Source organism: Gryllotalpicola koreensis, from assembly GCF_039538185.1.
Taxonomy (GTDB): Bacteria; Actinomycetota; Actinomycetes; order Actinomycetales; family Microbacteriaceae; genus Gryllotalpicola; species Gryllotalpicola koreensis.
In genome coordinates this window covers 736,253-751,948 of sequence record NZ_BAABBW010000002.1, presented here as the reverse complement: position 1 = coordinate 751,948, position 15,696 = coordinate 736,253, and the positions used below count along the sequence as shown (strand labels likewise).

Sequence of the window (15,696 nt, the reverse complement as noted above, 5' to 3'; positions counted from 1 at the left end):
CGCAGCAGCCCGGCGGCGCGGATCTGCTCGGACAAGTCAGCGAAATCCGTGCTCCGCCGGGCCGAATGCTCCTCGCCCGAGACCGGGCGGGTCGTGCGCTGGATGGTGCCGGGCCCGGTCGATGCGAGTGTGTCGATGTTGCCGCTCGTGATGCTCATGGTGCCCATGTGGGCCTCCGATGCTCTGCTCGAATGATCTTGATTCACTGCTCAGACCCTGCGGCGGCCGGTGATGAGGCGGACGAGCCAGACGACCAAGGCGATGATGAGCAGGACGATGCCGACCCAGATCAGCCAGTGGATGGTGGCGACAATGCCCCCGGTGATCAGGAGGATGATCGCGATCACCGCGATGATGAGAAGAAGGATGTTCATGAGGGGCGTGCCTTTCCTGCCGGGCTCTCTCAGTAGCGTTTTGACCGGATGACGCCGGCGATGAATGCGGCTGCCACGACCGCGGCTGCGATCAGAGCTGTCCGGATGGGGTGGTCTTTCACGTTGCGGGCTGATTTGCTGCCGATCTCGGCAGCCGTCCTGGCTGCGTAGCGCAGCCCCGTCGAGGCTTCATGTTGCGTGCCGTCGATCGCGTCGCCGGCTGCGGTGGCCGCCGAGCCGAGTGCGTCGGAGGTCAGTCCGGCTGCTTTCCCGACGGCGTGGGAGGCTACCTGACTGGCCCTGTTCACGGCGTCGTGTGCGTGTTCTGCGGCAGTGTCGACGGTGTCCTGCGCCTTGTGGTTGTTCGTGTCGCTCATGGCGGTCATCGTCCGATCTTCTTGGCTTGTCTGGTGGCCGATGCGAGGGCTTTGTGTGCGCGTTTGAGGGCGCGGGTGCGGGCTTTCCGGACTTTGGGGTCGTGTCGCACGGCGTCGACGGCGGCTTTGATCTCCAGGTAGCGGCCGCGGCCGGCTCTGGCACCGTAGGTGTACGCGGCGAGGGCGAGGGTGCCGAGGCCGAGCCAGGCGATGAGCTTGCGCATATGGTTGCTTCCTTTTCGTGTTGCTGAGGTTGAGGGGCTGTCAGGCACGCGCGGCGCGGGCGAGGCGAGTGCGACGGGAGAGGCGGGCTCGGAAGCCGCCGCTGATCTGGATCAAGGCCGGGATCTGGTGGCCGAGGAGGGTATCCAGGGCGGTCAGCGTGTTCTCGATCAGTTGGGCGACCTGCCATGGGGATTCACCGCGGCGGCAGGTGACCGAGACCTTGAGTACGGGCGTTCTGCGGACCATGTAGGTCGATGCGTGAGAGGCCAAGAGCTCCGGGCGGCCGTCGAGGTCGTGCTGGATCGCGTGATGTGCGACATCGGCGCCGATGATGGTGGTGCCGGCCGCGGTGGTGTCCTCGCGTACGAGGGTGTCGTGGTGACCATGTCCCTGGCGGAAGACGAAGACGAGGAGAAGCACCACGATCAGCACCAGGACGGCGAGGATGAGGATCCATCCCCAACTGGTTCCGGTATCGAACAGCGGGGTGCTCGTGAACCAGCCGGTGAGGTCACCGTCGACGGTGGAGGCTTTGTCGCGGTAGCCGGCACGGACGGCCGGAACGGTGGCGGTCGCGACGAGCGCTGCACCGATCAGGAGCGTGAGCAGCCCGATCACGAGGATCAGGATGCGGTTCAGGGCGCGGTTGGTGTTGTTCATGTCCCGACCTTCCCGGTTGCGGCGATCACGACGGAGGGACGCACCGGCGGGGAGAGCGTGAATGCGTCCAGCTGTTCCCGAACCGCGTGTTCAGCCGCGTCGCGCAGGACGGGTGTTCCGCTCGTCGGGGTGAGATGCACGATGGCGTGGCGCGCCGAGACGCTGACGACGGTGTTGTCCGGGTTCACGTTGCCTGCGTGGGCGGCGTGACGGGCGAGGGCGGAGGCGATGACCTCGTTGTCCACGACGACCGCGGCGCGGCTGGAGGGAATCTGATGGCGGGCGCGACGGCCGGGCGCGAGAGCGCAGACGAGAAGCAGCACTCCGAGGGCCATCAGGAGGATGCCGGTCGTGAGCGGGGTCGCGATCGGGGTCGCGGCGAGCGTGCTGAGCGCGGTGAGCATGTCCTGCGGTGCGGCCAGCAGCGCAGGATGGTCGAGCATCATGAGGATGATCTCGGTGCCGGTGTACAGGCACAGCAGAATCACCGCGACCGCGACCGCGATTGCCAGGACGGCGCGCGAGGAGTGTGTCTCACGGCGCAGGATCCGCCGGTAGGAGTAAGGGGCTGACGTGGTCATGCGACTCTCTTCTCCGGGCGGATCTGGATGCCGGTCAGCTCGACGGTGACGTGCGCGACCTGGGCTCCGGTCAAGGCGCTCACGCGTTCACGGATGGTCTTCTGGCCGTCCTCGCCCTGGCGCAGCAGGGTGCCGCCGCCTGTCTCGACGAGCTCCGGTGTCTGCCTCACGCGTTCCAGTGACACGACCCGGATGGGTGTGCGCACGTGGAGAGTAAGGAGTCCCTCGCGGTCGGAGAGCTGCACCTGCACCGCACGTGCCGTCACGCCGAAGGTGTCTGCGGTCACAGCGGACACCACCCTGTCCAGGGCGCGGGGCGCGACGGTGGTGCGCCCGTGACCGGGCGCCGTGGCGAGGCCCGTTGCCGGTGCGGCGGTGGAGCTCATGAGGAGGTGCGCTTGCCGCGGAAGGTGTCCACGAGTGAGCGTATGTCGAGTTTCCCATCGATGATCCGGCCGATGAGTGCGCCGAGGATCATCGCGATGGCGACGAAGAAGAACGCCCAGAACCCGAGCGCGAACCACACGACCGCGAGGATCGCGCCGACGAAGATCCCGACCTTGGTGGCGGTGATCACTGGACCCGCGCCCCGCTACCGCCGTCGGTGTCAGCGGTGTCGTCGTCGGAGGGGATGTGCACGTCGTTGACGGTGATGTTGACCTCGGTCACGTCCATCCCCACCAGGGTCTGGATCGCGGTGACCACGGCGGCACGCACCCGGTCGGCCACGTCCTGAAGAGCCACCGGGTATTCGGCGACGAGGGTCACGTCGACTGCGACCTGCGTCTCGCCCACCTCGACGCTGATGCCCTGGCCGAGGTCGGTGGTGTTGATCGCGTCGCGGATCGCGCCGAACGCACGAGCGGCGCCGCCACCCAGGGCGTACACGCCGGGAACCTCGCGGGCGGCGATGCCGGCGATCTTGGCGATCACGCCATCGTTGATGACGGTCTTGCCCGCACCGGCGTCGCGAGTCGTAGCGGGGGTCGGGAGAACGGTCGTGTTTGCCATGAGATGCCTTCTGTTCCTGAGTAGGTCGAAGCGTTGTGGCTTCTACCAGTAGGACGTGCCCGATACGGCATTCGTCATGGAACGTGCGAAGAAACATCGCGGGTCTGGGTCTCTGCTGTGCAGACGGATCCCCTTCACCGATCGGTCACGGGAGGGCGTAGCGTCGCCGGCATGGCACTCCGGTTCCACCCGGTTTGTCGAAGGGTTGGTGAAGCGTGGCGACCAAGGCGACCGAGCGCACACCGTCGCCGACCGCCGAATCCCGGCACGACGGCCGGCTGGCTGACGCGGATGATCGCGTCGTCGCTGGCCGTGCCGCGGACGGCGACCCACAGGCCTTCGAGGTTCTGGTGCGCCGCTACAGCACCCTGATGCGCGTCTATGCTCGCAGCATCCTCGGCACCGACGACGAGGCCGACGACGTGGTGCAGGAAGCCTTCGTGATCGCATGGCAGCAACTTGACTCCCTTGAGGACCCGGGTGTGGTCAAGAGCTGGCTGATGCGCATCGTCAGCCGGCGCAGCATCGACCGACTCCGCGCCCGCCATGAGCACCAAGACATCGCCGACTACGACCCGCCCGCCGAGGCGGCAGCCGCGCCCGCGCAGGCGGCCCAGACCCGGTCGCTCGCCGCAGCGGTGGGAACAGCCCTCGCGTCCCTGCCGGGCGAGCAACGCCGCTGCTGGCTGCTGAAAGAGGTGGCCGAATACAGTTACCGAGAGATCGCCGCCGACCTGGAGCTCCCCGAAAGCACCGTCCGCGGGCTGATCTCCCGGGCGCGAGTGAACATGGCACGAGAAATGCAGGCCTGGCGATGACAGAACCGCGCTCCCCACATGATTTCGCAGGCTTCGACATCCCGGACCCGGTGAGGCTCGACGGCCACACCATCGAGGAGCTCAGCGCCTATCTCGACGCCGAACGCACCCCCACCAACTTCTCCATCGAATCCTCCCCGGGCTGCCAGATCGCGTTGACCGCGCTCACGCGGCTGCGTGAACTGACCGCGCACACCCTCGAGGTGCAAGCTGCCGTTGAGCCGGCCCCTCCGGACAGTTGGGTGCACAGCATCATGAACCGCATCGCGCTGGAGGCGCGCACCGGACGCGACATCCCCATCGCCCACTCGGCGCCCACCGCACACCTCACCATGACCGAAGGGGCCGTACGCGGCATGATCCGCGTCGCAGGAGACAGCATCTCCGAAGTCATCGTCGGCCGCTGCCGAATCGACGGCGACGTCACCGTGCCGGGCGCACTCGTCACGGTCGCCGTAGACATCAGCGTGGCCTGGGGCGAAAGCATCCCGATCGCCGCCGACCGCGCGCGCGAAGCCATCCAACGACAACTGTCCAAGCACACCGAACTCAACATCACCGCTGTCGACATCACCGTGCAAGACATCCGGTTCGCCGGCACCGGCACCGTGGCAGGAACATCCCGGCAATGACCGCCGTCACGACACTTTCGGACCGACTGACGGCCGTGGTCCTCGCCGCGCCTGACGTCCACACCCTCTACCCGCCGAAAACCGCCCTGCACGCCCTCGGCGCAAAGCTCATCGCCGGCGAGGACGAACACCGGGAACGGGCGCCGAAGGTCACCGTTTCCGAAACCCGCCACGGCACCACAATCAAGGTCTCCGTGGGCCTCACCGGAGAACACCCAGCCACGAGCGTCTGCCGGAACCTCCACGACATCATCGCCACGGAACTGGCGGCGGCAGGCGCCACACTTCCCCTGAACATCGCCGTCCGGATCGCCACAATCTCCACGCAACACTGAAAAAAGTGTCACGCGGTTCGGAAGAGGCACCTGCGCAGAGCGGCGGCTATGGCCGGGTTCCGCGCGTCGTGTCGACTCGCAGACCTCGAGGTGCAGGGTTGCCTCGCCCAAGCACCGCGGCGAGGCCATCACACTACTGGCGGATGAGCACCACGCCGACGTCATCGCGACCGGACGCTCTCTGCAGATGCGCCGGACCACGGGGCACGCGGCGGCCAGTGATGTGATGTCAGCCTGATGGGTCGTCGGCCGGCCGGCCTTCCTCGTTTGTCCCATGCGGCGGGTCCACGTCGTCGGGGTCGTCGGGCGCGCCGCCGGAGGCGATGTCTGCCTGTTCGTCGTTCTGCTCGCCTCTCGGCGTACCCGACGTGTCGTGCTGCTGGTCGTCGCTCATTAGCTCTACATGCCCGCCGCCCCGCAGGGTGCACTCGACCACCACAGTCCTTATTCACCCAGCCGGCGGAATGTGATGTCGGCAACGGCGGCTCAACCCCGGCGGAGACACTCGGATAGCCCCTGGTCGGCGACCGGTTGCCGAGTCTCGCGCCACACGGTGACGCCGGTCCGGCGGCATCGGGGTCCGAGGATATCCGATCAGTCGTTTGCGGGCCACGGCCGCCGTGCATGTCAACGAATCCGCGCCTGATCGTCCCTGGGTATCCGGGCTAGCCCCAGTACGGTTCATTCGATTCTCATCGTGAGATGCTGACGAGGTGCAAGCCTTCCACCTGGGTGCCTCCACGACATCTGTGGCGCCTCAGGCGCGGCCTCGTCGTCGCCTCCGAGCGCTCACGATGCGTGCGAGCGGATTGAGGGGCGCGGATGCGTCGTGAGGTGTCTGCGTTCCTCGAGTTGGAGGCTGACGGGGAGGCCCGGCTTGCTCTTGCGATCTCGGCGGCCGCGAACTACCGCCCGGAGGACGAGAAGTTCACTCTGACACAGAGTGGTCGGGATGTGACCTGGCGAGTGGTCCACGACCTGCACGGAACGCGGCTACACGTGGCCGAGATCTCGTCCGGCCGGGCGCAGGTGACGTATTCTGCGACGATCGGCGCGACGGCGGACGACGTCGAGGGCGACGAGGCAGACGATTTCCGGTATCTGCGGCCCAGCCGCTACTGCGAGTCGGACGCGCTGACCCCGACGGCGGTGGCCGAGTTTGGCGGCCTCGCTGGCGCTCAGTTGCTGTCGGCGGTCTCGTCGTGGGTGGGCGTGCAACTGGCATATGTGCCCGGGTCGAGTACACCGACCGATGGTGCAATGCGGACCCTGCTTTCGCGCACCGGGGTCTGCCGTGACTTCGCCCACCTCGTGGTCGCGTTGCTGCGTGCACTGGACGTGCCAGCTCGTGTCGTCTCCGTGTATGCGCCGGGCCTCAAGCCGATGGACTTCCACGCCGTCGCGGAGGCGAAGATCGACGGCGCGTGGCGCGCGGTCGATGCGACAACCTTGGCACCCCGCAGCTCCCTTGTGCGCATCGCGACCGGCCGCGACGCAGCCGACACCGCGTTCCTCAGCACGCGCGGCATAGTGCAGCTCCTAGATTTGAACGTCGGCGCCGTCGCCGACGTGTTGCCGGACGACGACCTGCGGGACCTCGTCACCCTCAGCTGAGCGATGGCACCCACAGGGACCGAAGACCACCCTCTGACTGCCCTGCGTGTGATGGCGCATTCACGACTTCCAGAGAGCACATTCCGTCTTTCAGAGTGAGCGGCCCCACCCGGCCCGGGAAGGGCGGTCGTCAGTGATGGGCGATGGTTCGCCCGGCCCGCTCTTCGATCAGTAGGGCGGCAAGCAGTTCGCCCGGCACGGGACCGTACCGCTCCAGCGCCTGGCGGTAGAGCTCGAGCACCTTCCGGGAGAGCGCGAACGGAGTGCCAGTACGCGTGGCCAGCTCTACGAGAGCCTCCATCTCGGTCACGCACCCGTCGATGCCGAAGTCCTCCATATAGTCCCCAGCCATCAGTTTCGGCAGGTCTTGATCGATGAACATGCTGCCGCCGGCACTGTCGGCGAGCAAAGCCCGCAAGAGTTCCGCATCGAGCCCGAACCCTGTTCCCACGAGCATCGCTTCGGTGACGGCGACCGCCTGCCCGAACCAGAGCAGAATCGCCAGCAGCTTCACCGCGTGAGCATGCGCCGGAACATCTCCGGCGTCGAGCACCCGCCCACAGATTCCGAGCAGCGGGGCAACAATCGCAACCGGCCGCGACCGCCCGGCGACGTAAAAATTCAGCGTGCCGGCCGCTGCCCGGGCAGGGCCACCGCCCATCGGCGCGGCGACAGGTTCGATGCCGGCGCGCTCGGCCAAGCCCGAGAGCCGCACCGACGACGCAGGCTCGCTGCTGCTGAGGTCGACCCAGATCGAGCCACGATCCAAGGCGGGAAGTGCGGCGGTGAGCGCTTTCTCGACCTCGCTCACGTCCGGAAGTATCGTGACCAACACATTGCTGTCGCGTGCGAGCGTCGCGATGTTCGGCGCCACCGTGAGACCCTCTGGGTCCGCCTCGGCGCAGCGCGGCGCGGCCACGTCGTAAACGGCGATCGATTCTCCCGCCGCCTTCCAGCGCCGTGCGATCGGCAAGCCCATTCGCCCTGTCCCGATTACACCGACCTTGCGCATGCCATGACCGCCCTTCGTCGCCGACCAACGCTGCTCCCAGCATGCGCCGCCTAGCCAACGGTCTAGTGCGCGCCGACGACGGCACGATTCGTTTCGATGCGGCAGAAAGGTACTGCGAGCCCGGTCTCAGGGTTTCGGAGAACGGGTCCTTTGCGCCATCAGCGTGCGGCCCTGCGCGCTTCCCGCCCCGGGACCAAACCGGGACCAGAAGCATGCAATCCATGCAATGCATGACGTGAAAAGGCCCTCCTTGCAAAGCAGAAAGACCCAGAAAACCCGGGAAAAGAGCCAACAGGGGCACCTGGGGGTCAGGGGGTCGCAAGTTCAAATCTTGTCAGCCCGACAAAGAAGTCCCGGAAACTCAAGGGTTTCCGGGACTTTCTAGTTGGTGAGATTTGATCCGGTCATCGAAAACCCATCACTTTGACGCCCTTGCGGCCTGCTCGGGCCGCCGCTTTCCGGCAGGTGAGCGACAGTGCCGGTTGCTCCCGATCCGTGGGTGGGAGCAGGACGCACCTGTTCGGTATGGACACCGAACGCAGCCCGGCGGACAACCCCTGGGGTCTGGAGCCCCTGCTCGACGTCGGCGAGCTCGCCGCGTACCTCGGCGTACCCGTCTCCACGGTCTACGACTGGCGCACCCGCGGCTTGGGTCCGCGCGCATATCGCTTCGGCAAGCATCTGAAGTTCGCGCTCTCCGACGTGCGGACCTGGATCGAGCAGTAACGCGCCCCCGAACCTCCTGCGCCGGCGGACGGGCGGTGATCCGATGAGCCGGCAGCGTTTGACCATCGGCACCTTCGGGGAGATCGGCCACCTCGTGAGCCCCAGCGGACGTGTCGTCGCGCGTGCCCGCTACAGGGCGGCGAGCTTGCGTGCCTTGTCGGCACGCTTGACCTGACGGCGGGTGTAGCGGTCATAGGGCCCGGCGTCCGCTTCGGTCTCCGGCGGGCGTCGAGCCTCCACCGTCCTCGGCGGTTTCGTCGTCGGGCTCAGGTGCCCGTTGGAACCTGACGTCAGTCTTGAGCGTGCCGTTATATCTGTCAGGTCCGCACCGCGATCCTGAAATCCCTGTTCAAACGGCAAAATTGGCGTTAGCATGCTTCATGCCTAAAACGAGCCGCATGACTTATCTCATCAATCGCGTGTTGGAAGATGTGCGGAGGCGGAATCGCGATCCACTCTATGCCCGGAAATACGGCCTTACACGCCAGTCGAGCTTGCATGATGCGTCTTTAACCGATGATCATGCGGTAATCACTAGCTTCTGCAGTTCGTCACATGATGCCAGCGATGCCCGTATTTACAGGGGAACACAAGGAATCTTGCTTGCAGCTCTTGCCAAGTCGCGTGAGCGACTAGAAAAAGATTTATGACATCGGTGTTATTGGTCGATGTTTCGTGGTACTGCTCCCTCGACCTACAACCTGGGAGGGAACCATGGGCACCGACAATGCCGACCTGGAGATCGCCGCGATGGGCGCGATTTCATCTGCGCTTTCGCCACTGGAACCGGACGAGCAAGCCCGTGTGCTGCGCTGGGCTGCTGACCGCTTCTCGGTCCGTGACATCAAGACCGGAGTCGCTTCGACTCCTGTCTTCGAGGATATTGCGGTCGCGTTTCCGGCGGAAGCAACAAACCGCGCCTACAACTCGATTGATGAACTTTTCGAGTCTGGTGTGGCAAAGACCAACACTCAGAAGGCTTTGCTGGCCGCGTACTGGTTCCAGATCGTGCAGGGTGGAGGCACCTTCCAGTCGTTCACGTTGAACGCCGCGCTCAAGAACATGGGCCAGGGAATCCCGAATATCACCGATGCCCTGGGGTCCGCCGAGGCACAGAAGCCTGCTCTGGTGATGCAGACCGGCAAGACCGGCAAGGCCCGGCAGGCTCGCAAGACCTACAAGCTCACGACCGCCGGTGTGAAGGCAGTCGAGGCGATGCTTGCCAACGCCGATGTTGATTGACCCGAAGAGCGCGTTCGCGGCACTCCCTCCGACGTTGGCGCAGGATCTGCTCGACGCCTACACGGAGGTCGTGACGAACTACGCCGAACATCGGTGGGAGCCCGCCGAACTCAACGGAGGCAAGCTCTGCGAGGCCGTCTACTCGATCGTCGAGGGCTACTTGTCGGGCACCTACCCCAGCCGTGCGAGCAAGCCTCAGAACATGCCCGCTGCGTGTCTCGCTCTTGAGAAGACCTATCCCAAGGCTCCGCGGTCACCTCGCATCCAGATTCCGCGGATGATCGTCGCTCTCTACGAGATCCGCAACAATCGCGGAGTCGGGCACGCGGGCGGCGACGTCAACCCGAACCAGATGGACGCCACAGCGGTCCTGTACATGAGCAAGTGGCTCATGGCCGAACTGGTCCGCCTCCTCCATGGACTGACTACCGACCAGGCCAGCGAGGTCGTTGAAGCCCTCGTAGAGCGCCAGATCAGTCTCGTGTGGAAGTGGGGCGAGAAGCGTCGTGTCCTTCGCACGGGACTGACTCTCAAGCAGCAGGTGCTGCTTCTGCTTGCTGGCGTCACCGAGGCGACCGAGGCTGAGCTCGTCGCGTGGCTCGAACACAAGCGGCCCAACGACTTGCGAAAGGCCGTACTCCGGCCGATGCACAAGGACAAGCTGGTCGATTTCGATGAGACAACCAAGGCCATCCGCCTGCTCCCACCGGGCGTCCATGCCGCCGAAACCCTGATCCACCAGCTCAGCAAGAACTAGACGCTCGACCGGATCCAGAGAAGGACCCAATGAACGACAATGAATTTGAGACCCAGCTTGACCGAGTTCGCCGCGCGGCGGAGGTAGTCAACACTTTGTCGAAGAAGTTGCAGGCCACCGCCTTCCAGATTCTTTTCAGCGACGTCTCGGTTGACAGCGTGGAAGCAGCGTCGTCGACTGCCACGCCGCAAGAGACACAGGCACCCGCTGAGCGGGCCACGACCAACGACGATGCCAAGACCAACGGCGCTGGTGTTACCCGCAAGGCCCGACGCAATGGTTCAAAGAACCCCAAGGCCGCCCCTCAGGACCGCGAGCTCGAACTCTTTCCGGAAGGCAAGACCTCTTTCACAGCCTTTGCCACAGAGAAGGCACCAAAGAACCACGATGAGAAGTACACCGTCGCCGTCTGGTGGCTTCTTCGAGTCCTTGAAGCTCCTGCGGCCACCGTCCCGCAGGTCGTTTCCTGCTACATGGCGGCAGGTTGGGCACTGCCGAGTGATGTCGCAAACGCCGCGTCGCAGGCTCGCAAGGCGGGCTACCTCAGCAATGCAAAGGCCGACGATCTCAAGCTCGGCTCGCTCGGAATCAACCTTGTAAACAACCAGCTTCCGCGCACGAAGTGAGACCACGAAGACGCGAACGGTACGACTTGAGCAACACCAACGGGGGTGTTAGTCCGACACGGAAACGCGCTGCGAGGAGGCGTTTTGGCCCTAGTTCCTGTTGAGCCCGTGCGGGACTCGGCTGTCGAGCGCCAGCTTGCAGTGACTCTCCGCGATGTTGATCTCAGCGGTCGGTGTCGACGGGTCGAAGACACGAAGCAGCGAGTAGCGGAACGTGCTCGGGTCGAGTCCCTTTAGCTCGACGTTGCCACCGTGTCCGTTGGCTGCGTTGCCGTCTACGAGATGGTGGATCTTCGTGCTCAACCCGCCGCGGGAGCGGCCGATCGCGTGATCAGGCGGCTCCGTCAGCAGATTCGTGTAATTCAACAGATCCCTTTTTTCGCGCGGCAGCGTGCTCGCGTGCTGGTGCGCGCGGTTCACCGTTGAGTCCACCGAGACCGCCCAGTCCAGCCGGCCTGCCGCATCGGCGTCTGCCAGCAGCGCCGCGTGGATCGCGTCCCACGTGCCGTCGTCCGAATAGCGGCGGTGCCTCTTCCATAGCGTCTGCCACGGCCCGAACTCCCGCAGCACATCCTGCCACGGAGCACCCACCCGGTACCGCCAGATAATCCCCTCGACCACCCGCCGATCATCTCGGAACGGCCGGCCGCGACGACCGGATGACGATGGCAGCAACGCCTTCACCCGCGCCCACTGGGCATCCGTCAGAACAGCATCACGCGACACGCCTTCGAGCATCGCGCACACCGCACCCACTATTTAGGAAACACGCCCTAGCTCCGCGAGCTTCTCACCGCCTACGCGTCGGGCTCGGATTTGCTGTTTCTGCTGGTCCGTTAGCCGACGCGCATTACCTTCTCGTAACTCGATGCCGTTGCGCCGCAGCACGTCACGCACCGTGTTCCGCCGGAGACCATACGCTTTGGCCAGTTGGTAGCCCGATGCGCCCGCCAGATACTGCTCGAAGATCTTCTTCGCCATTGCACTGCTGACTGAATGGGGCTGGGGGGGCGGCGCCGCTCGTAGCGGTTGACCAGCACTTTTCTCAAGCCGCGTGATGAGTTAAGTAGCTGCTTCGTCTGTCGCGACGTTTTGCAGTAAAGGGCTATCCATCTTGGTGCCAATCCCCTGATGGCTGCCGACGTGGAACCGCGGAGCGGCGTTGAGCATCTAAATGGATAGCTCTTTGCAGTAAAGCCGCAATAGCCCGACCACATTTGCCTTACTGCAAACAGGTCCCAAGCGAAAACCCCCGCGATGTGTTCGCGGGGGTTTTCGCTTTCCGAAGTCGTGCTTGCGTCAGGCGCGCCGGGGCCGCCGGCGAATCGACCTCAGTCCTCCGAGTGGGTGACGAGAGTCAGCGCCTGGCGCTTCTCGGCGAGCCAGTCGGCGAACGCGAATCCGATTCCGGAGAGGAGGAAGGTGATGTGCAGCACCACTCTCCAGGTCAGCTCGGCATCGTCGAGCGCGCTCGCCTTTCCGATGTCGGTGAAGTCGCGCAGCAGCCCGATGGCGGAGATTGCGACGATCGAGCCGATGAGCTTCATCTTGAGCCCGGAGAAGTCGATGTGGCCCATCCAGCGGGGGCGATCCTCGTTCTCGTGTGCGGCGGTGATGCGGGAGACGAAGTTCTCGTATCCCGCGAGGATCACGATGAAGACGAGGTTGGACAGAAGCGCGAGATCCAGGAGCCCGAGGATGCCGAGCATCACGTCGGTCCCTGTCTCTTCGGCCAGGTGCGATACGAGGTGCCAGAGTTCCTGGACGAACTTGACGAGAACCACCACCAGCGTCACAACCAGGCCCACGTAGAGCGGCGCCAGCAGCCACCGGCTGCCGAACAGGAACCACTCCAAGGCGCGCTCGACGCGAGGCGCTTCGCGAGTGCCTCCGGCTCGAGACGCTCCGTGGCGGTCCTGTGGGGTGTTGCCGGCGTCGTTGGTCATGAGGTCCTCCGATTCTCGCGACGAGGGCGCGCCCTCTGAGAATTCTGGCGCGAACGCCCCCTTCAAGCGAATCGGTTATGGCGACCCTGCAACGTTCTGGACAGGTGTCCAATAGATGTAGGCTGATGCCGTGAGCGACGATGCCACCCGCACTCAGGTCCTTCGGCGGACGCTGGAAAGCTCCAGCGATCCGCGCGTCGGGCGCACCCGCGTGGCCATCGCGGACGCGGTGCACGAGCTCTCACGGCGCGGGGACGAGATCACGGTTGCCGCCCTCGTGCGCACCGCCGGCATCAGCCGCGCGAGCTTCTACAGCCACTATGCGAGCCTCGACGAGCTCGCCTTAGCGCTGCAACGCGAGGCGTTCGTCGCGATCAGCGAGTATTACACAAGGGAGGCCGGAGACCCTGCGGTGGCGATGCGCGCTGCGCAGGAGCGCCTCGTGTCGCACTTCGTGGAAAACCGCGGCCTCAATGCTGCCGTCGCCGCGCTGCCTGTCTCGAAGGACGTATACCTCGGGGGAGTGCGCGCACTGGCCGCCGTCATCGAGCAGTCGCTCGCGCAGCATCCGGATAAGCCGAACGGACTGGACGTCGTGCCCACCGCGCGCTACATCGCCGGCGCGGCCTACGGCCTCATCGATGCGTGGCTCACCGGCGAAGTCGACATGACCGACGAGGCGCTCGTCGATCACCTGACCCGCCTGCTGCCGACGTGGTTCAGCGGCATCCGTTGACCGCGACCGCGAGCTCCAGCGTGACGCGGTGCCCCGCGTCTCAACCCGAATAAGGAACAAGAAGGAACGAACATGAAAGCCACCCTTGTACGCGAATTCGGCGCCGGCTTCGTCACCGAAGACGTGCAGCTCTCCGCCCCGATCGGCCGGGAGGTGCTCGTCGACGTCAAGGCATCCGGCCTGTGTCACACCGACCTCACCGCCTCGCGCAACGACATCGGCTACCAGCCGCCGATGGTGCTCGGCCACGAGGTCGCGGGAATCGTCTCGGCGATCGGACCCGCGGTCACCGAGTTCGCCGTCGGCGACCACGTCGTCGGATGCCTCGTGCAGTCATGCGGCCACTGCGAGGCCTGCCTCACGGGGCGCACGTTCCAGTGCATCCATCCGGAGGAGACGCTGCGGACGGCGGCTGACAGCCCCAGGATCACGGATGCCGCGGGGCAGCCCGTCACGCAGGTCTTCGGCCTCGCCGGCTTCGCCCAGCAGGCGCTCATCCACGAGAACCAGCTCGTGAAGGTCAACGACGCGATCCCCTTCCCCCAGGCCGCGCTGCTCGGCTGCGGTGTCGTCACCGGTGCCGGCGCCGTCATCAACAGCGCCAACACGAAGCCGGGCGACGCGGTCGTCATCATCGGGGCGGGGGGAGTGGGCCTCAACGCGATCAATGGCGCGGTCACGGCCGGCGCGACCACGATCATCGCCGTGGATGTCGCCGACGACAAGCTCGAGAAGGCCAAGCGCTTCGGCGCCACCCACACCATCAATTCGACGAAGGTCGACGCGGTCGCCGAGGTGCTGGCGATCACCGGCATCGGCGCGGACTCCGCGTTCGATTTCGTGGGCATCCCGGCGGTCACGGCGAGCGGTCTGGACATGATCCGGCCCGGCGGAGGGCTCTACCTCATCGGCATCATCGACCCGACGGCGACCCTTCCGCTGCTGACCATCGGGTTGATCGGCACGCAGAAGCGCATCCAGGGTGTCTACATGGGCTCGACCACTCCCAAGCACGACATCCCGCTTTACGCGGATCTGTATCTGCAGGGCCGGTTCAACCTCGACGACCTCATGTCGCGTGAGATCGCACTCGACGGTGTCGACGCAGGTTACGAGCTGCTCAAGGACCCCGAAGTCACGCGCGTCGTGATCACCGCTGGCCTGAGCTGAGCTCACGCGCATTTCTGGCGGGGAGCGCTAGGAACCTGAGGCCCAGAGCACTGCAGCCTCGCGCTGCGCCTTCTGGACCTCGCCCCTGAGGTCTGCTCGAATCATGAGCAACTCGGCAGCCGGCGAAGCGGTGAGGCGGCTCGCCTGGGCTCGCACGGAGCCGTCCGGTGCGATGACGCGGCTCTTGCCGAGGAGCGCTCCGCCGACTTGGTTGGCCATGATCCACCATTGCCCGTTCACCAGGGCATTGGCCGGGTAGAGCAGATCCCACCACGATTCAGCGGCTGCCTCGTAGGCGCACGGAGCAACGACGACCCGGGCGCCGAGCTCGTTGAGGCGGCGGGCATAACTGGGATGATCGCCGTCGAAGCAGGTGCTGAGCCCCACCGGGCCGAGCCCCTCGACGTCGACGACGGTCGCTTCGGACCCCGGCGAGAAAACGGTGTCCTCTCCGAGCGGCGTGTAGAGATGCAGCTTGCGATGCACCGCCTTGAGTGCGCCGTCGGGGCCGTAGACGACGGCGCTGTTATAGAGCACTCCGCCGTCCTCCTCTGGCACGGTCCCGGCGAACAGCCAGATGCCGTGTCGGCGCGCCGCAGCGGAGAGCGCTTGACCCCGGGGCCCATCCACGGGTTCTGTCGAGGCCCAGGCATCCGATTCGAGCGTGGCCGGGTCGTAGCCGCACGGCCAGAGCTCGGGCAGCACCACCAACTCGCTCCCGCCCGCGACGAGACGATCGACCATCGCGAGCGCGTCACGCAGATTGCGAGCAGGGTCGCCGCATACCGGAAGCCATTGGGCGATGCCGATGGCGATGTCGCTGAAGTCCACTGCTTCCTTACGCGTGGGCATGC

25 protein-coding genes are annotated in these 15,696 nt (G+C 65.5%); 11 read left to right on the top strand and 14 right to left on the bottom strand.

Annotated elements, in window-relative coordinates:
- Positions 1 to 209 precede the first annotated feature (209 nt).
- The 8 genes from ABD708_RS08595 to ABD708_RS08560 are packed head-to-tail and all read right to left on the bottom strand — an operon-like array spanning position 210 to position 3,228.
- Entirely contained in the window at positions 210 to 374 is a 165-nt protein-coding gene (locus tag ABD708_RS08595; RefSeq protein ID WP_344753334.1) for a hypothetical protein, read from the bottom strand.
- Positions 375 to 403: 29 nt separating this feature from the next.
- Positions 404 to 751 (bottom strand): hypothetical protein, encoded by a 348-nt coding sequence (locus ABD708_RS08590; RefSeq protein ID WP_344753332.1) that lies wholly within the window; start codon positions 749 to 751, stop codon positions 404 to 406.
- Between the two features lie 5 nt (positions 752 to 756).
- Entirely contained in the window at positions 757 to 975 is a 219-nt protein-coding gene (locus tag ABD708_RS08585) for a hypothetical protein (RefSeq protein ID WP_344753330.1), read from the bottom strand.
- Positions 976 to 1,015: 40 nt separating this feature from the next.
- Entirely contained in the window at positions 1,016 to 1,636 is a 621-nt protein-coding gene (locus tag ABD708_RS08580) for a hypothetical protein (RefSeq protein WP_344753328.1), read from the bottom strand.
- Positions 1,633 to 2,217: a DUF6286 domain-containing protein gene (locus ABD708_RS08575; RefSeq protein ID WP_344753326.1), complete on the bottom strand. Its 585-nt coding sequence runs from the start codon at positions 2,215 to 2,217 to the stop codon at positions 1,633 to 1,635. Before ABD708_RS08575 ends, ABD708_RS08580 begins: the two co-directional genes overlap by 4 nt.
- The gene (locus ABD708_RS08570; protein ID WP_344753324.1) at positions 2,214 to 2,603 is read right to left on the bottom strand and encodes a hypothetical protein; all 390 of its coding nucleotides are present in this window, start codon (positions 2,601 to 2,603) and stop codon (positions 2,214 to 2,216) included. Before ABD708_RS08570 ends, ABD708_RS08575 begins: the two co-directional genes overlap by 4 nt.
- On the bottom strand, positions 2,600 to 2,794 hold the full coding sequence (locus tag ABD708_RS08565) for a hypothetical protein (protein ID WP_344753322.1): 195 nt from the start codon (positions 2,792 to 2,794) through the stop codon (positions 2,600 to 2,602). Before ABD708_RS08565 ends, ABD708_RS08570 begins: the two co-directional genes overlap by 4 nt.
- Positions 2,791 to 3,228 carry an Asp23/Gls24 family envelope stress response protein gene (locus tag ABD708_RS08560; RefSeq protein ID WP_344753320.1) on the bottom strand — a complete coding sequence of 146 codons (438 nt, stop codon included), beginning with the start codon at positions 3,226 to 3,228 and terminating at the stop codon, positions 2,791 to 2,793. Before ABD708_RS08560 ends, ABD708_RS08565 begins: the two co-directional genes overlap by 4 nt.
- A gap of 215 nt (positions 3,229 to 3,443) precedes the next feature.
- Between ABD708_RS08560 and ABD708_RS08555 the strand changes: the two genes are divergently transcribed.
- The 3 genes from ABD708_RS08555 to ABD708_RS08545 are packed head-to-tail and all read left to right on the top strand — an operon-like array spanning position 3,444 to position 5,013.
- Entirely contained in the window at positions 3,444 to 4,046 is a 603-nt protein-coding gene (locus tag ABD708_RS08555) for an RNA polymerase sigma factor (RefSeq protein WP_344753318.1), read from the top strand.
- On the top strand, positions 4,043 to 4,678 hold the full coding sequence (locus ABD708_RS08550) for an Asp23/Gls24 family envelope stress response protein (protein ID WP_344753316.1): 636 nt from the start codon (positions 4,043 to 4,045) through the stop codon (positions 4,676 to 4,678). The genes ABD708_RS08555 and ABD708_RS08550 overlap by 4 nt, the downstream gene beginning before the upstream one ends.
- Positions 4,675 to 5,013: a hypothetical protein gene (locus ABD708_RS08545; protein WP_344753314.1), complete on the top strand. Its 339-nt coding sequence runs from the start codon at positions 4,675 to 4,677 to the stop codon at positions 5,011 to 5,013. The genes ABD708_RS08550 and ABD708_RS08545 overlap by 4 nt, the downstream gene beginning before the upstream one ends.
- 229 nt (positions 5,014 to 5,242) lie before the next feature.
- On the opposite strand, the gene ABD708_RS08540 is transcribed toward ABD708_RS08545, so the two are convergent.
- Positions 5,243 to 5,407, bottom strand: coding sequence for a hypothetical protein (locus ABD708_RS08540; protein ID WP_344753312.1), 165 nt, complete (start codon positions 5,405 to 5,407; stop codon positions 5,243 to 5,245).
- A 428-nt stretch (positions 5,408 to 5,835) separates the two neighbouring features.
- Between ABD708_RS08540 and ABD708_RS08535 the strand changes: the two genes are divergently transcribed.
- Positions 5,836 to 6,627: a transglutaminase-like domain-containing protein gene (locus tag ABD708_RS08535; protein ID WP_344753310.1), complete on the top strand. Its 792-nt coding sequence runs from the start codon at positions 5,836 to 5,838 to the stop codon at positions 6,625 to 6,627.
- Between the two features lie 130 nt (positions 6,628 to 6,757).
- Here ABD708_RS08535 and ABD708_RS08530 read toward each other — a convergent pair whose 3' ends face one another.
- Complete coding sequence (locus ABD708_RS08530) at positions 6,758 to 7,744, bottom strand: NAD(P)-dependent oxidoreductase (protein WP_344753395.1); 987 nt, start codon at positions 7,742 to 7,744, stop codon at positions 6,758 to 6,760.
- A gap of 420 nt (positions 7,745 to 8,164) precedes the next feature.
- Between ABD708_RS08530 and ABD708_RS08525 the strand changes: the two genes are divergently transcribed.
- From ABD708_RS08525 to ABD708_RS08505, 5 genes are all read left to right on the top strand, one after another.
- The gene (locus ABD708_RS08525) at positions 8,165 to 8,365 is read left to right on the top strand and encodes a helix-turn-helix domain-containing protein (RefSeq protein ID WP_344753308.1); all 201 of its coding nucleotides are present in this window, start codon (positions 8,165 to 8,167) and stop codon (positions 8,363 to 8,365) included.
- 398 nt (positions 8,366 to 8,763) lie between these two features.
- Entirely contained in the window at positions 8,764 to 9,015 is a 252-nt protein-coding gene (locus ABD708_RS08520) for a hypothetical protein (protein WP_344753306.1), read from the top strand.
- Positions 9,016 to 9,079: 64 nt separating this feature from the next.
- Positions 9,080 to 9,607 (top strand): hypothetical protein, encoded by a 528-nt coding sequence (locus tag ABD708_RS08515; protein ID WP_344753304.1) that lies wholly within the window; start codon positions 9,080 to 9,082, stop codon positions 9,605 to 9,607.
- Entirely contained in the window at positions 9,597 to 10,364 is a 768-nt protein-coding gene (locus ABD708_RS08510) for a hypothetical protein (RefSeq protein WP_344753302.1), read from the top strand. Before ABD708_RS08515 ends, ABD708_RS08510 begins: the two co-directional genes overlap by 11 nt.
- Positions 10,365 to 10,393: 29 nt before the next feature.
- Complete coding sequence (locus ABD708_RS08505) at positions 10,394 to 10,990, top strand: hypothetical protein (protein WP_344753300.1); 597 nt, start codon at positions 10,394 to 10,396, stop codon at positions 10,988 to 10,990.
- A 90-nt stretch (positions 10,991 to 11,080) separates the two neighbouring features.
- On the opposite strand, the gene ABD708_RS08500 is transcribed toward ABD708_RS08505, so the two are convergent.
- The 3 genes from ABD708_RS08500 to ABD708_RS08490 form a co-directional block, all read right to left on the bottom strand.
- Positions 11,081 to 11,728: an IS5 family transposase gene (locus ABD708_RS08500; RefSeq protein WP_425553265.1), complete on the bottom strand. Its 648-nt coding sequence runs from the start codon at positions 11,726 to 11,728 to the stop codon at positions 11,081 to 11,083.
- A 21-nt stretch (positions 11,729 to 11,749) separates the two neighbouring features.
- Complete coding sequence (locus tag ABD708_RS08495; RefSeq protein WP_344753298.1) at positions 11,750 to 11,971, bottom strand: hypothetical protein; 222 nt, start codon at positions 11,969 to 11,971, stop codon at positions 11,750 to 11,752.
- Between the two features lie 350 nt (positions 11,972 to 12,321).
- The gene (locus ABD708_RS08490) at positions 12,322 to 12,936 is read right to left on the bottom strand and encodes a TIGR00645 family protein (RefSeq protein ID WP_344753296.1); all 615 of its coding nucleotides are present in this window, start codon (positions 12,934 to 12,936) and stop codon (positions 12,322 to 12,324) included.
- Positions 12,937 to 13,066: 130 nt separating this feature from the next.
- Here ABD708_RS08490 and ABD708_RS08485 point away from each other — a divergent pair, with 130 nt between their 5' ends.
- Complete coding sequence (locus ABD708_RS08485) at positions 13,067 to 13,672, top strand: TetR/AcrR family transcriptional regulator (RefSeq protein WP_344753294.1); 606 nt, start codon at positions 13,067 to 13,069, stop codon at positions 13,670 to 13,672.
- Between the two features lie 72 nt (positions 13,673 to 13,744).
- On the top strand, positions 13,745 to 14,842 hold the full coding sequence (locus tag ABD708_RS08480) for a zinc-binding dehydrogenase (protein ID WP_344753292.1): 1,098 nt from the start codon (positions 13,745 to 13,747) through the stop codon (positions 14,840 to 14,842).
- A gap of 27 nt (positions 14,843 to 14,869) precedes the next feature.
- Here ABD708_RS08480 and ABD708_RS08475 read toward each other — a convergent pair whose 3' ends face one another.
- Entirely contained in the window at positions 14,870 to 15,694 is an 825-nt protein-coding gene (locus ABD708_RS08475; RefSeq protein ID WP_344753290.1) for a carbon-nitrogen hydrolase family protein, read from the bottom strand.
- Positions 15,695 to 15,696 lie beyond the last annotated feature (2 nt).

Bases quoted from the DNA above. Each gene is read 5' to 3' on its own strand.
- ABD708_RS08595 (WP_344753334.1), bottom strand. From the start codon at position 374: ATGAACATCCTTCTTCTCATCATCGCGGTGATCGCGATCATCCTCCTG.
- ABD708_RS08590 (WP_344753332.1), bottom strand. From the start codon at position 751: ATGAGCGACACGAACAACCACAAGGCGCAGGACACCGTCGACACTGCC.
- ABD708_RS08585 (WP_344753330.1), bottom strand. From the start codon at position 975: ATGCGCAAGCTCATCGCCTGGCTCGGCCTCGGCACCCTCGCCCTCGCC.
- ABD708_RS08580 (WP_344753328.1), bottom strand. From the start codon at position 1,636: ATGAACAACACCAACCGCGCCCTGAACCGCATCCTGATCCTCGTGATC.
- ABD708_RS08575 (WP_344753326.1), bottom strand. From the start codon at position 2,217: ATGACCACGTCAGCCCCTTACTCCTACCGGCGGATCCTGCGCCGTGAG.
- ABD708_RS08570 (WP_344753324.1), bottom strand. From the start codon at position 2,603: ATGAGCTCCACCGCCGCACCGGCAACGGGCCTCGCCACGGCGCCCGGT.
- ABD708_RS08560 (WP_344753320.1), bottom strand. From the start codon at position 3,228: ATGGCAAACACGACCGTTCTCCCGACCCCCGCTACGACTCGCGACGCC.
- ABD708_RS08550 (WP_344753316.1), top strand. From the start codon at position 4,043: ATGACAGAACCGCGCTCCCCACATGATTTCGCAGGCTTCGACATCCCG.
- ABD708_RS08545 (WP_344753314.1), top strand. From the start codon at position 4,675: ATGACCGCCGTCACGACACTTTCGGACCGACTGACGGCCGTGGTCCTC.
- ABD708_RS08540 (WP_344753312.1), bottom strand. From the start codon at position 5,407: ATGAGCGACGACCAGCAGCACGACACGTCGGGTACGCCGAGAGGCGAG.
- ABD708_RS08535 (WP_344753310.1), top strand. From the start codon at position 5,836: ATGCGTCGTGAGGTGTCTGCGTTCCTCGAGTTGGAGGCTGACGGGGAG.
- ABD708_RS08525 (WP_344753308.1), top strand. From the start codon at position 8,165: ATGGACACCGAACGCAGCCCGGCGGACAACCCCTGGGGTCTGGAGCCC.
- ABD708_RS08520 (WP_344753306.1), top strand. From the start codon at position 8,764: ATGACTTATCTCATCAATCGCGTGTTGGAAGATGTGCGGAGGCGGAAT.
- ABD708_RS08515 (WP_344753304.1), top strand. From the start codon at position 9,080: ATGGGCACCGACAATGCCGACCTGGAGATCGCCGCGATGGGCGCGATT.
- ABD708_RS08510 (WP_344753302.1), top strand. From the start codon at position 9,597: ATGTTGATTGACCCGAAGAGCGCGTTCGCGGCACTCCCTCCGACGTTG.
- ABD708_RS08505 (WP_344753300.1), top strand. From the start codon at position 10,394: ATGAACGACAATGAATTTGAGACCCAGCTTGACCGAGTTCGCCGCGCG.
- ABD708_RS08500 (WP_425553265.1), bottom strand. From the start codon at position 11,728: ATGCTCGAAGGCGTGTCGCGTGATGCTGTTCTGACGGATGCCCAGTGG.
- ABD708_RS08495 (WP_344753298.1), bottom strand. From the start codon at position 11,971: ATGGCGAAGAAGATCTTCGAGCAGTATCTGGCGGGCGCATCGGGCTAC.
- ABD708_RS08490 (WP_344753296.1), bottom strand. From the start codon at position 12,936: ATGACCAACGACGCCGGCAACACCCCACAGGACCGCCACGGAGCGTCT.
- ABD708_RS08480 (WP_344753292.1), top strand. From the start codon at position 13,745: ATGAAAGCCACCCTTGTACGCGAATTCGGCGCCGGCTTCGTCACCGAA.
- ABD708_RS08475 (WP_344753290.1), bottom strand. From the start codon at position 15,694: ATGCCCACGCGTAAGGAAGCAGTGGACTTCAGCGACATCGCCATCGGC.